Genomic DNA, 12,287 nt, shown 5'->3' on the forward strand with positions numbered 1-12,287 from the left:
TGCGGTAAGCTCGCCGGCCACGTTTACATCTGCCGGTTCTATAACGAGGTCGTCTTGTCCAATATTCGTGAAGTAGCCCGGCTGGCCGGCGTCTCGGTGGCCACCGTGTCCAGAACGCTGAAGTCGCCCGAGCGTGTACTCCCCGACACCCGGGACAAGGTCAACGCAGCCGTGGAACAGGCCGGCTACCGGCCGAACCTCATGGCCGTGCAATTTCGTTCGCGCAGAACCGGCAACCTGGTGATTCTGGTCCCGGCCATCGCCAACACGTTTTTCGCACGGGTGATCAGCGGTGCCCAACAGGCGGCGCAGGCGGCCGGATACCGCCTGCTGCTGTGCGACACCCAGGGCCGCGAGGAAATCGAACGGGAATTTGCCGCGCTGGCGTACGCCCACCAAGCCGACGGCGTGATTCAGTTGCGCGCCTACGACCCTTTTGAATCGCCCTTCCCCCATGGCGAATCACCGCCCTTGGTCAATGCCTGCGAGGTGATTCAAGGCGGGCGGCATCCGACCATCAGCCTCGACAACCGGGCGGCGGCCAAGGCCATGACGGAGCATCTGATCGATCTGGGTCATCGCCGGATCGGCCTGATCAAAGGCCCGAAAAGCAGCCCGCTCACACGCGACCGAGTGGCCGGTTATCAAGATGCATTACTCCAGGCCGGTATCGAGCCTGATCCGCAATTGATCTGCCACGGGGACTTCACATTGCAGGCCGGTTTTGATGGTGCGGGAATGCTGCTGGAATTGCCCGACCGTCCGACCGCATTCTTTTGCGAGAACGATGAAATGGCGATCGGTGCGTTGAAGCGCATCAAGCAACAGGGTTTGCGGGTACCCGACGATATTTCGTTGGTCGGCTTCGATGACATTCCGTTCGCGGCCTACTGTGATCCCGCGTTGACGACCATTGCGCAACCTGCCGAAATCTTTGGCCAAAAGGCCGTTGAAATGCTGATCGCCCTCATCGAAAAAAAGCCCATCCCGGACCGCCATGTGGTGCTGCCGTTCACATTAACCGTGCGTAACAGTACGACCGCCCGGAAGGGATGAGGGAGAAATCATGGACATCAAAACCGACCTGCAACGCATCGCACTCCAGGAAGAAACCCTGAAGTTTGAGCGCTTCGACAAAGCGACGGCCTGGGACTTGGGCACCCGTTTGAAAAGCGCCTGCGAGGAGCAAGGCGTGTCCGCCACGATTGAGATCAGGCTGGCGCGGGACACGGTGTTTTTTTATTCGATGCCGGGTACCTCTGCCAGCAATGCCGACTGGGCACGACGCAAGCGAAATGTCGTGGAACTGATGGAACTCAGCTCCTACCGCGTCGGCCGGTCCTTTGCGCTTCAGGGCGACTCACTCGAAGGTTTGATGGGGTTGCCCCTGCGTGATTACGCCGATCATGGCGGCAGCTTCCCGATATCGGTCAAAGGCGTGGGGTGCGTTGGCGCCGTCACTGTTTCAGGGCTGCCCCAGCGTGAGGATCATGCTTTGGTGGTTCAGGTATTGGCCCAAATGTGTGGGGTCGACCCGAGCGAACTTGCGCTTGAGGACGAGTAGCCCCGCCGCACGCGGGTTGTGGGAGCGGGCTTGCTCTAGTGCCAGTCAGTTAAGAGATAGAACAAGCGATGAGTAACCTGTGGCGAGGGAGCTTGCTCCCGCTGGGTCGCGAAGCGGCCCCCCCTTATCCCCAAAAAGAGGAGGACTGCTTCGCAGTCCAACGGGAGCAAGCTCCCTCGCCACAAGTTCAGTATCACGCTTAACTGACTGGACGGATCGGTTACTTCGGTTGCGCCACCGTGCGCAAATAAGGTTTCAGCGTTTTGAAGCCATCCGGATATTTCTTCCTGGCGTCCTCGTCGGAGACCGAAGTGGGAATAATCACATCCTCGCCCGGGCGCCAGTTCACTGGGGTGGCGACGGTGTGCTTGGCGTTCAATTGCAGAGAATCAAGCAGACGCAGCACTTCATCGAAGTTGCGCCCGGCACTCATCGGGTAGATCAGCATCGCCTTGACCTTTTTGTCCGGGCCGATAATGAACACTGACCGCACCGTAGCGTTGTCCACGGCAGTCCGTGCGCCGCCACTGGCATTCGGATGAATCATGTCGTAGAGCTTCGCCACCACCAGGTTCTCGTCACCGATCATCGGATAGTTGACCGCATGCCCCTGGGTCTCTTCGATGTCTTTGGCCCAGGTCTGGTGATTACTGACAGGGTCGACGCTGAGCCCGACGATCTTGGTGTTGCGTTTATCGAACTCCGGCTTGAGCCCTGCCATGTAGCCGAGCTCAGTAGTGCACACCGGGGTGAAATCCTTGGGGTGCGAAAACAGAATCGCCCACTTGTCGCCGATCCACTCGTGGAAATGCAGCGGGCCTTCGGTGCTTTCGACGGTAAAGTCCGGTGCTTCGTCGCCAATACGGATTGCCATGTTCGTTCTCCTTACTGTTGAGTCGTAGGGAAGCCGCTGGCTGCTGCTCCAACGGCATTCAGGATCTGCGTTGAACCTGTCAACGCGGATCAGTATAGGAGACGCTTGAACACACGAGCTTAGAAGGCCTTGCTGGCACTGGCGACCACGGTGGCCGTGCACAGATCGCCATAGCCGTACCAGCTCGCACATTCGCTTTTCGACAGGTCGGTATCGATGTAACTGAGGCCCCAGGTCACACCCACGAAATCACGGGTCAGTTTGGCCTCCCACTCGGTGTAGGCATCGCGACTTTCACCGTTGGCGGACCAGAAAGCCGGGTCTTTGACATCGTTGCGCCCCACGCGCAGGTCCAGGCCGATCTCGGCCGGCAATTCGATTTTGTAGCTGAGGTAGGTGTAGAGGGTGTCCTGGTCCTCGCCAAAGAAGTTCGGCGTATCGTTTGAGTAGTTGGCGCCGAGTTTCACGCCATAAACATCAAGGATGGCGTAGACCTCACTCATGTTGAATTGGCCTTCCTTTGGATAGTCGTACTTGAGGTACCCCAGATCCAGACTGATTGCTTCGCTCGCCTGCCAGTAGTAGCCCGCGTAGTACTCGAGTTCCTGCCGGGTTTTGTAGGGGCTGCCGAAATCGACATTCGAGGTCCAGGCGCCAATGTACAAGCCGCTGCTGTGCACCAGCGTGGCGCCGGCCTGAACCGCCGGATCCCCCAGGGTTTGCGAAATGCCACGCGAACGGTAGTCACTGAAAACGCCCAGAGTCATGTCCAGGCTGAAATTATCGTCAAGCGTCAGTGCCTGGCTGGTCAGGGGAGCCAATGCGAGGCTGGCAACGGTCAATGCTGAGCGTACGTTCATACAAGTCTCTTATTTTTATGGATCAGCGGGTGATGTCGGGCACGGCGTTGCCCGGCCCCTCGCCATGCGAGGAGCAGGAGCATTTATTTTTGGGTGCTGCCGGCAAGCGGTCAGTGGTCAGGACGCGGGCGCGTAAACCTGCTTGCCAGCGAAGAAAGTCTTCAAGACCTTGGTGTTGAACAGTTCGTCGTCGCTGACCTTGAACACATCGCGGTCGAGGATGATCAAGTCGGCCTGTTTGCCGGGCGCCAGCGAACCAATCTGTTGCTCCAGCCGCAGGGCTTTGGCGGCATTGAGGGTGTAGGCGTAGAACATGGTCTGGCGATCAATGCTTTCTTTGGCATTCAACACACCCAGCGGCCCTTTGCGCGTGCTGGCCTGGGCGATGGCATTCCACGGATTGGGGCTGGACACCGGCCAGTCACTGCCACCGGCGATGACCGCACCGGCGTTATGCAGGGACCTGGCGGGATACTGGTAACCGTAAGCGAACGCGCTGATATACGGTTTGACTAACTCCACCGTGTAAGACTCGCCGGTAGCCCACAGCAGCTGCATGGAAGCGATCACGCCAAGTTGCTTGAAGCGCGGGAACTCCTTGGGATTGACCAGTTGCAGGTGCGTGATGCTGTGGGCCATCGGTGTCGGGTTGAGTTTGCGCGCGTATTCAAAACCATTGAGTGACTCACGTACGGCACGGTCGCCGACCGCATGCGTATGCACAATCCAGTCACGCTTCTCCGCCGCGACCACCAATTCACCAAAGTGCGCCGGGTCGATCAGCAGCTGACCGTTTTTATGGCTGTTGCTGAAGGGAACGATCACCGCGGCCGTCTGCCCTGGAAACTCCAGGACGCCGTCAGCGAAGACCTTGATGCCAGGGAAGCTCAGGTTGGGCACGCCCTCGAATTTCTTCATCACCTTGGCCAGCACTTCCAGATCGGCCGGCCGGCTTTTTGGGTTGGCCAGCAGCAGCGCCGCGACGTGGGCATTGAGCTCGCCCTTCTGCGCCAGTTCGCGGTAAAGCGGTAGAACACCGTAACTCTGCTCGGTGGCCTGGAAATCGAACAGCGAATCACCACTTCCGGCATTCGCTGCCGCGTCCATCCAGGCGGTAACGCCATATTGATTATTGACCTTCACCGCCTCGCGGGCGGCCTTGAGCATGACCTCGTTGCCGGGCGCGGGGATCTGACTGCGTATCTTGTCCCAGCGCGACTCGGCAAAATAACCATTGGGAGAGAAGTCCGCTTCGTGCCCTACGAAACTGCGATCCTGTTCCGACAGACCTTTTACCAATGCCGCGTCGATCTTCAGGCGCTTGAGCATCGCGTTGTTGGCCCAACCGGTATGCCCGTCAATTCCGCTGAGGACCACCGGTTGGTCCGCCCAGCGTCCCTGATTGAAGCGCTGACCGAGCTCGCGGCTTTTCTCCCAATAGGCCGAACTCACCCCGGCAATGCTGATCACGTCACCGGCCCGTGCACGCCCCGCTTCATCCTGCTCGATCACCCATTGCTCAAGTTCCGGCAACGGCTTTACTTCATCCAGCAGGTTGGCCCCCTGGCTGTTGAAGGCCGCGACGACCGGGTGGCTATGGGTATCAATCATTCCAGGCATCAGTACTTTGCCCGCCAGATCGATTCGTTGCGTCTGGGCATCGGCCAGGGCGTTGATCTCGGCATTGCTGCCCACTTGAAGAATCTTGCCGTCTTGCACCGCCACGGCCTGAACCAGTGCTTGACCGGGTTCGGCGGTAAAGACCTTGCCGTTGAACAGCACAAGATCAGCGGCGGCCATAGCCTGCACCGAGGAAAGGGCCAGGGCTGCGGTCAACAGGTTGGGAATGAATAGTCGCATCGGAACACTCTCTTGTTTTTATCGGGCGATTCGGGATGTGGACGCTTGTGACAATGCCTGTGGATCAAGTCCAACGAACGGCGCCTTGGCCCCGCTCAGGCAGTGGCCCGAACAGACGGCCGCAAGCCTCTGACATGCAGGCCTACCCTATAGGGCGCAAACGTCGGATGGACCTCTACAAATGAGGAGGGGTGAGGCAATTAAATGACAGGCGTCCGATCTGGTGGGCGGCGGACCCTATGGAAGCGGGCTTGCTCGCGAAGACGGCGGCACAATCAACATAGACCGAAGAGGCTTGTTTAAAAGACCTGAAAGTTACTTCCTGAAAGCTACAAAACCTTGCGCCGTTGCCTACGGCTGCACCAGAATCCGCTGGCTTGTGCGGCTATGGGGCGGGCTATATCGTTTCCCTGTCACTGAAAAACAGTGATCGGGTTTGGTAGCCCGCCCTGTAACAGCCGTATGGCAACACCTTATGCCGTCTCTTTTTTGGGACTCTGCTTTTATGGTGGTCATGCGTGGGGCTCCTTTGTGAGCGCCGGGTTTCCTGTTGCAGCCGGTCTACCAACCCGCGTATGGCCGCCACTCTTCGTTTGGTAGCGAGGGTGATGGCTCCTTAAAATCTGCAACAAGGAGTTTTCATCTATGTTCAAAGTCACACCCAATCCGCCGGACGCCGATCCGATCTCCCCATACGAACCCGATTCAAAGAAGCTCAACGAGGCCGCCAAACGCGCCCTCGACTTCCACTTCCCGTCGAATGCCGACATCAAAGCCACCGCGCGTACACCCAGCACTATGTTTTCTGTGGACCCACAGGCCACAGCCGAAACCCTGGCGGTTTTTTTGGTCGAGACGCTGGCCTCGGTCGATGTGATGGTCCATCAGTTGGTGGATCATCTGGAGGGTGAGTCGCGCTACGCCCTGCTGGGCATTTCGAACAGCATCATGGTGGCGGAGATCACGGCGAACCGGGTGCTGGATAAAATTGCTACGCCTTAGAACTGTGAGCTCCATTCCTCTGTAGGAGCGAGGCTGTTCACTTAAGCGAGACGCTTCAGTAATGCTTACCTTTGTGGCGAGCGAGCTTGCTCGCGCTGGGCTGCGTAGCGGCCCCAAAATCTGATAACAATCGCCGATTTTTGTGAGTGCTACGCACTCAAGCGGGAGCAAGCTCCCTCGCCACAGGTTTCTCACTGACTCAAGACGTTCTTAAGTGAACAGCATTGCGCTCCTACAAGGGGCGCGGCGCATCCGCAAGCGAGGTCGCTGAACGCAGCACCGACCCCAGTTCCACCTTGCTCTTCACCCCCAGTTGCAGGTAGCAGTTACGCAGATAGGTGCGCACTGTCGCGGGACTCAACTCCAGGATTTTGGCAATTTCCTTGTAGGAATGGCCGGCGGCAAACAGCATCGCTGCCGTTCGCTCGCGTGGTGCCAGCATCGCCCCGCGCGACTGGGTTTCGAGCGACAGGATGACGTGCTCGGCGTTGGGGCTCAGTGTCAGGGCGCAGCGGCCCAGGCGCATGACGCAGGGTGCCTTTTGCAGTTGCGCGATCACCTGCGCGGGAAGCATTGAACCGCTCCAGCCGGGTAGCTCACGTTCAATGGCTGCACACAGCGTTGCTCCCACGTACAGCAAGCTGCCGTCCATGCGCGCGACACCAAAGTCAGACGCGCCGTTGCCCGTGTCGAAGCGGATCATGTCCTGCACCTGGAATCGCCACAGCTGCAACAGATGGTCGCAGAAGGCCGAAAACAGATCGGCCTCGTTGTCGTTGAAAGCCCAGGCATCCCTGCCTCGGTAGAGGCAGACGAAAAACATCAAGCCGCTTTCGGGTAACTCGAAGGTGATGCACATCAGGTAGTAGAGGTCGTGGCGCCGAGCGAAGGCGTTCACTTCTTCATTGGGGTCGGTGAAGCCGCTGTCGCGCACAACCTCACCGGGTCGACTCATGGTGTCATCGGAGAATTTGTCGTTGCGCGCACAGGTGTGCCACTCGGCGGTAAACGACTCGGGCAGATTGATTCGCCCGTGCATCCAGTTTCTGGTCGAAACATCGACGCCCGGCGCAGACATCTCGCCCCACCAGGCCGAAGCGAAGGGCACCAGTTGGCTGAACGCCTGCAGGCCGTCGGTGATGAAGCGGGAGGCACCGCGATCTCGGGCAAGACGCCCCAGGTGCAAGATGCAAAGGTTGAACGCTTGCAGCGTTGCCATTGACGCCTTGGCGCCGACCTCATCACCCTCCCCCATGTTCTGATCCTGTTCGCTGCATGGCGTATTATTTTTTTGACCATGCCACAGGCACAGCGAATGCGTCCAGCCCCTGGCACGCAAGCTCCCCCGCCGTGGGGTTGGCGCTGTTTCAGAGTTTGATTTCGCTGGCCGGCATGACGTCAATCCGCGCCACGGAGCCGGTCAGGTGCGCCAGATCCTTGTTGTGTTCGGCGATGATGTCTTCAGCGCTCATCGTGCCGTTGTCGATGGTGGAATGAGCGTTGGCCACCAGCACGACGTCGTAGCCCAATTGATGCGCCTGGCGAACGGTGGCGTTGATGCAGTAGTCGGTTTGCAGGCCGCAGATGATCAGGCGGTCGGCGTCCAGCTCTTGCAGCTGTTCATGCAAGTGGGTCTGGTAGAACGAATCCGGGGTGGTTTTGCGCACGCGCAGGTCTTGGGGTGAAGTTTTCAGACCCTCGGCCAGTTGCCAGCCTTCGCCGCCGAATTGCAGCAGATCGCCCTCTTCTTCGTGCTGGATCAGGATGACCGGGATGTTGGCGGCCCGGGCTTTAGTGCTGAGGTCGTTGATGGTGCCGATGACGCGCTGGATGTCGAAGCATTCATACTCGCCGGTGCACAGCGCGCGTTGGACATCGATGATCAGGAGTGCGGTGCTCATGGCTTCCTTCCTTAGATAGGTCGGTAGAACGATGGAATTCAACTCCCTTTTTAACCTGTAGCAACTGTCGAGCTTGCGAGGCTGCGTTCGAGCCCCTGTCGGAGCTGCCGAAGGCGGCGATCTTTTGATCTTGCTTTCGCTGACATCAAAGGCAAAAGATCGCAGCCTTCGGCAGCTCCTACGGGGATCGGGGCCACCCGGGAGTTCAGGTGGCCGGTGATCGCCTGTTTCAGTAACCGAGTGACAACCCGGTATTACGCCGTGGATCGTTCGCGCCATAGAAGCGGTTCTTGCCCACTGGCTTGCCTTCCAGCGAAGGCGCACCAACCAGAATAGCTGCGATATGGTTGGGGTCCTGCGGCCCGGCAAATTTGTGCCCCCAACTTTCGAGCATCTTCTTGGTGTCCGGGCTGGTGGCGAAGTTCTCCAGGTTGGTTTCTTCCGGCAGCCATTGCTGGTGGAAACGCGGCGCATCTACTGCTTCCTGGATGTTCATGCCGTAGTCGATCACGTTGAGGATGGTCAACAGGGTTGCGGTGATGATGCGGCTGCCACCGGGAGTGCCGACGACCATGACGACTTTGCCGTCCTTGGTGACGATGGTCGGGCTCATGGACGACAGCGGCGCTTTGCCTGGGGCGATGGCGTTGGCTTCGCCCTGCACCAGACCGTACATGTTCGGCACGCCGATTTTCGAGGTGAAGTCGTCCATTTCATCGTTGAGGATGACCCCGGTTTTGCTCGCCATGACGCCGGCGCCGAACCAGTCGTTGAGGGTGTAGGTCACCGACACCGCATTGCCCCATTTGTCGACGATCGAGTAATGGGTGGTGTTGCTGCCTTCGTGAGGCGCTACGCCGGGTTTGATCTCGCGGGACACGCCGGCCTTCTGCGGATCGATAACTTCGCGGATTTTGGTCGCGTAGTTTTTATCCAGCAGATGGGCGATCGGATTTTTCACGAAGTCCGGGTCGCCAAGGTAGCTGTTGCGGTCCACATACGCGTGACGCATCGCTTCGATCTGGTAGTGCATCGCCTGAGCCGAGCGGAAACCCAGGTCTTTCATCGGGTAGCCGTCGAGGATGTTCATGATCTCGCAGATCACCACGCCACCGGAGCTTGGCGGTGGCGCCGAGACCACGTGATAGCCACGGTAATCGCACTCGATCGGCGCCAGTTCGCGGGTCTGGTACTTGTCGAGGTCAGCCTGGGTGATGATGCCCTTGTTGGCCTGACTGGAAGTGACGATGGCGTCGGCCACCCAGCCTTTATAGAAACCGTCGGCGCCCTTCTCGGAAATTTCCCGCAGGGTTTTGCTCAAGTCTTTTTGTACGAGTTTCTGGCCCACCTGCATCGGCTCGCCATTGCTCAGGAAAATCGAGCCCGAGTCGCGCATGTCTTTCTTGAATACATCGGTGGCGTACTCCAGCAAATCGACATCGCCCTGCTCCAGCACAAAACCGTCTTCGGCAAGCTTGATGGCCGGGGCGATCACTTCCTTGCGGGGTTTGGTACCGTATTTCTTCAGGGCCAGTTCCATGCCCGAGACGGTGCCCGGCACGCCAACAGCAAGATGGCCGCGAGTGCTCAGGTCCGGAACGACGTTGCCCGCTTTGTCGAGGTACATGTCAGGGGTCGCGGCCAGCGGGGCTTTTTCACGGAAGTCGAGGAAGGTCTTGCGCCCGTCCGCCAATTGAATGGTCATGAAACCACCGCCGCCCAGGTTGCCCGCCGCGGGGTACACCACCGCCAGCGCATAACCCACCGCAACAGCGGCGTCGACGGCGTTGCCGCCATTTTTGAGCACATCGACGCCGACGTGGCTGGCCAGATGCTGGGCGGTGACGACCATGCCGTTTTCGGCCGCGACCGGGGCAACGGAGGCCGCGTGGGCCGTCAGGCAACTCAGCGCCAATGTGGTCGCCATGAGCGTTTTGGCAAAAGGTTCGAACTTCATGAGTCGGTCTCTTTTTGTTTTTAGGCTCTGTACTAAAACAGAGGGAACGGTTCAAAAGCAGAGGCAAGTATGGTCGGGATTGCGTATTGCGCCTCCCCGACGAGGCAGTATGCTGGGCCCCCTGTTCAGCACTTTTGCGGAGTCCGCCGGCATGTCCTACACCTTCACCACCCTGGCGTCTCCGGTCGGCGAATTGAAACTGGTGGCGAAAGGCGCACGACTGGCGGCCATCCTCTGGGAAAACGACAAACCAGGCCGGGTAAGGCTGGGGCCGATGACGCAAGCAACAGACAACCCGATCCTGGTGCGCACCGCACAGCAGTTGCAGGAATACTTTGCTGGCACGCGTAACCGTTTCGAGCTGGAACTGGACTTTGCCGGGACGGAATTTCAGCAGAAGGTATGGCAGGCGTTACTGACCATTCCGTTTGGCGAAACGCGCAGCTACAGCGAGATTGCCCGGCAAATCGGCAATCCCAGTGCGGTTCGCGCGGTGGGGGCGGCTAATGGCAAGAATCCGATTTCGATTATCGCGCCCTGTCATCGGGTGATTGGTGCGTCGGGAAAACTGACGGGGTTTGCCGGTGGGCTTGAGGCGAAGGAGCGGTTGCTGACGCTGGAGGGCTGCGAATGGTCAGGGACCGGCAAGATGGATGATTTGTTTCTGAGCTAATGAGCCCTTGTGGCGAGGGAGCTTGCTCCCGCTCCAGTGCGTAGCGCTGGCAAAATCTTCGACAAGGGGCGTTTCACGCCCAGCGCGAGCAAGCTCGCTCGCCACAAAACGCACAGTTTCAAAAAGACAGGGTACATCTCACAGGAATTACCTAAATCGCTGCCCGTAATTCCCGTGGCGACAGGCCATAGTGTGAGCGAAAGCGCACTGCAAAACGTGAGGCCGAGGCATAGCCGCTGGCACCGGCAATTTCACCGATGGGGCGAGACGTGGTTTGCAACCATTGCAGCGCCGTCGCCAGCCGAACGTTTTCCAGAATATTCCTGAAACTGCTCCCCTCATTGGCCAGTTGGCGACGCAACGTCGACTCCCCAAGGTTCAGGTGTTGTGCCACGTGCGCAACAGTCCAGTCTCTTTCCGGGCTGCTCATTACCAGTTGCTGCACCCGTTCGCACAGTGGATCGTTACGATCCATCAGCAGCGGCCCGGCCTGGCCGCCGAGGCACAGGCTCAGGAGAACCGCTTCCCCATAATGGGTGCGCAATGCATCCGGCGCGTTTGCATTGATGGAGGCCAATAACTGATCCCATGCCTGTGTCGTATGCCGATCCAGAGGAACACATAGGTCTGTCTTCTGGGCACGGCGATGGCTGATGATCTGCTGGCCATAGCGGCTGCTGAAATTACGCAGTGTCGAACCGGGAAAGGTCACCACATCGGCAATGTAGTGACCGTGAAGGCCGGGGAAATTCGAGATGCCAAGCTCACGCCCGGCCGGCATCAGAATCAGATGTTGCGGCCCTGCACGCATCTGCCGGTCATCCCATTGCAGCAGTTTTTCCCCCTGTCGCACTCGACACAAGGCGGTAGCGAATATCGGCACCCGTTGCAATGTATGGGGCTGTCGCGCCCGTATGACACACGCATCGATAATGTTTTCCCGGTGCTGTATGCCGACACAAGGGCGCATTGTTCTTAACGTCCGTAAGTTGAAGTAATGGTCGCTTTGGCCAAGGCGTTGGCATTGAGCATATAGCCCACCAAGGCGCCACTGGCCTGGTTGTCGAGGGGTAGCTTATCGACTTTCAGCGCCCATACGGTGAATTGATAGCGATGCGGCTTATCCCCTACAGGAGGGCAAGCTCCGCCAAATCCCGGTTGGCCATAATCGGTTCGCCCTTGTACTGCACCGGCAGGCAGGTTCGAGCCGACCCCTCTTGGCAAACTGCTGGTTGAAGCGGGTAAGTTGACCACCGTCCAATGCCACCAGCCGCTGCCGGTCGGGGCATCGGGATCGTAGACCGTGATCGCGTAACTTTTAGTCCCCGCCGGGGCGTTGCTCCAGGAAAGCTCGGGCGAAGTATTGCCCCCTTCGCAACCGAACCCCTGGAATACCTCGCGGCTGGTCAATGGGCGGTTTTCAGCAATATCCTGGCTCTTCAGCGAGAAGTCGGCAGCGTGTCCAGTGAGCACGACGCCCATGGACAATGCGGATAGGATTATTCTGATGTTCATCGTGACCTCATCTGAGTGCTGGCGTGAGGCACGAGTTTAGAGAGCGCAAAGGCTGGTTACTGTGCCGAAATGCTCGACCAT

12 protein-coding genes are annotated in these 12,287 nt (G+C 58.8%); 4 read left to right on the forward strand and 8 right to left on the reverse strand.

The genetic code is table 11. The features are described from left to right. The first annotated feature begins 54 nt into the window (after positions 1-54). Positions 55-1,056 (forward strand): LacI family DNA-binding transcriptional regulator, encoded by a 1,002-nt coding sequence (locus tag AB7M26_RS24430; RefSeq protein ID WP_123493839.1) that lies wholly within the window; start codon positions 55-57, stop codon positions 1,054-1,056. Positions 1,057-1,066: 10 nt separating this feature from the next. Next, positions 1,067-1,564 (forward strand): heme-degrading domain-containing protein, encoded by a 498-nt coding sequence (locus AB7M26_RS24435; protein ID WP_123493837.1) that lies wholly within the window; start codon positions 1,067-1,069, stop codon positions 1,562-1,564. A 220-nt stretch (positions 1,565-1,784) separates the two neighbouring features. Here AB7M26_RS24435 and AB7M26_RS24440 read toward each other — a convergent pair whose 3' ends face one another. The 3 genes from AB7M26_RS24440 to AB7M26_RS24450 all read right to left on the reverse strand — a co-directional run bounded on the left by AB7M26_RS24440 (position 1,785) and on the right by AB7M26_RS24450 (position 5,158). Continuing rightward, positions 1,785-2,438, reverse strand: a complete 654-nt coding sequence (locus tag AB7M26_RS24440) for a peroxiredoxin (protein ID WP_007904854.1) — start codon at positions 2,436-2,438, stop codon at positions 1,785-1,787. A 119-nt stretch (positions 2,439-2,557) separates the two neighbouring features. Continuing rightward, complete coding sequence (locus AB7M26_RS24445; protein ID WP_123493835.1) at positions 2,558-3,298, reverse strand: TorF family putative porin; 741 nt, start codon at positions 3,296-3,298, stop codon at positions 2,558-2,560. Between the two features lie 117 nt (positions 3,299-3,415). Beyond that, a complete protein-coding gene (locus AB7M26_RS24450) occupies positions 3,416-5,158 on the reverse strand; it encodes an amidohydrolase (protein ID WP_123493833.1) in 1,743 nt (580 codons plus the stop codon). A 645-nt stretch (positions 5,159-5,803) separates the two neighbouring features. Here AB7M26_RS24450 and AB7M26_RS24455 point away from each other — a divergent pair. After that, complete coding sequence (locus tag AB7M26_RS24455; RefSeq protein ID WP_123493831.1) at positions 5,804-6,160, forward strand: DUF6124 family protein; 357 nt, start codon at positions 5,804-5,806, stop codon at positions 6,158-6,160. Positions 6,161-6,392: 232 nt separating this feature from the next. Here the strand turns inward: AB7M26_RS24455 and AB7M26_RS24460 are convergent, their stop codons facing one another. The 3 genes from AB7M26_RS24460 to ggt all read right to left on the reverse strand — a co-directional run bounded on the left by AB7M26_RS24460 (position 6,393) and on the right by ggt (position 10,018). Beyond that, positions 6,393-7,415 carry a helix-turn-helix transcriptional regulator gene (locus AB7M26_RS24460; RefSeq protein WP_123493829.1) on the reverse strand — a complete coding sequence of 341 codons (1,023 nt, stop codon included), beginning with the start codon at positions 7,413-7,415 and terminating at the stop codon, positions 6,393-6,395. Between the two features lie 112 nt (positions 7,416-7,527). Further along, positions 7,528-8,061, reverse strand: coding sequence for a cysteine hydrolase family protein (locus tag AB7M26_RS24465; protein WP_123493827.1), 534 nt, complete (start codon positions 8,059-8,061; stop codon positions 7,528-7,530). A 229-nt stretch (positions 8,062-8,290) separates the two neighbouring features. Then, positions 8,291-10,018 (reverse strand): gamma-glutamyltransferase, encoded by a 1,728-nt coding sequence (ggt, locus tag AB7M26_RS24470; protein WP_123493825.1) that lies wholly within the window; start codon positions 10,016-10,018, stop codon positions 8,291-8,293. A gap of 151 nt (positions 10,019-10,169) precedes the next feature. Here ggt and AB7M26_RS24475 point away from each other — a divergent pair, with 151 nt between their 5' ends. Continuing rightward, complete coding sequence (locus AB7M26_RS24475) at positions 10,170-10,691, forward strand: methylated-DNA--[protein]-cysteine S-methyltransferase (RefSeq protein WP_123494362.1); 522 nt, start codon at positions 10,170-10,172, stop codon at positions 10,689-10,691. A 151-nt stretch (positions 10,692-10,842) separates the two neighbouring features. On the opposite strand, the gene AB7M26_RS24480 is transcribed toward AB7M26_RS24475, so the two are convergent. Together AB7M26_RS24480 and AB7M26_RS24485 are read right to left on the reverse strand one after the other, a co-directional pair. After that, positions 10,843-11,661 (reverse strand): helix-turn-helix transcriptional regulator, encoded by an 819-nt coding sequence (locus AB7M26_RS24480; RefSeq protein WP_123493823.1) that lies wholly within the window; start codon positions 11,659-11,661, stop codon positions 10,843-10,845. Between the two features lie 5 nt (positions 11,662-11,666). Then, positions 11,667-12,206 carry a kinase inhibitor gene (locus AB7M26_RS24485; RefSeq protein WP_008008535.1) on the reverse strand — a complete coding sequence of 180 codons (540 nt, stop codon included), beginning with the start codon at positions 12,204-12,206 and terminating at the stop codon, positions 11,667-11,669. Positions 12,207-12,287 lie beyond the last annotated feature (81 nt).

Source organism: Pseudomonas sp. F-14 TE3482, assembly GCF_053629455.1.

Coding starts and splice junctions, on each gene's coding strand:
- AB7M26_RS24435 (WP_123493837.1), top strand. CDS start 1,067: ATGGACATCAAAACCGACCTGCAACGCATCGCACTCCAGGAAGAAACC.
- AB7M26_RS24440 (WP_007904854.1), bottom strand. CDS start 2,438: ATGGCAATCCGTATTGGCGACGAAGCACCGGACTTTACCGTCGAAAGC.
- AB7M26_RS24445 (WP_123493835.1), bottom strand. CDS start 3,298: ATGAACGTACGCTCAGCATTGACCGTTGCCAGCCTCGCATTGGCTCCC.
- AB7M26_RS24450 (WP_123493833.1), bottom strand. CDS start 5,158: ATGCGACTATTCATTCCCAACCTGTTGACCGCAGCCCTGGCCCTTTCC.
- AB7M26_RS24455 (WP_123493831.1), top strand. CDS start 5,804: ATGTTCAAAGTCACACCCAATCCGCCGGACGCCGATCCGATCTCCCCA.
- AB7M26_RS24460 (WP_123493829.1), bottom strand. CDS start 7,415: ATGGGGGAGGGTGATGAGGTCGGCGCCAAGGCGTCAATGGCAACGCTG.
- AB7M26_RS24465 (WP_123493827.1), bottom strand. CDS start 8,061: ATGAGCACCGCACTCCTGATCATCGATGTCCAACGCGCGCTGTGCACC.
- ggt (WP_123493825.1), bottom strand. CDS start 10,018: ATGAAGTTCGAACCTTTTGCCAAAACGCTCATGGCGACCACATTGGCG.
- AB7M26_RS24475 (WP_123494362.1), top strand. CDS start 10,170: ATGTCCTACACCTTCACCACCCTGGCGTCTCCGGTCGGCGAATTGAAA.
- AB7M26_RS24480 (WP_123493823.1), bottom strand. CDS start 11,661: ATGCGCCCTTGTGTCGGCATACAGCACCGGGAAAACATTATCGATGCG.
- AB7M26_RS24485 (WP_008008535.1), bottom strand. CDS start 12,206: ATGAACATCAGAATAATCCTATCCGCATTGTCCATGGGCGTCGTGCTC.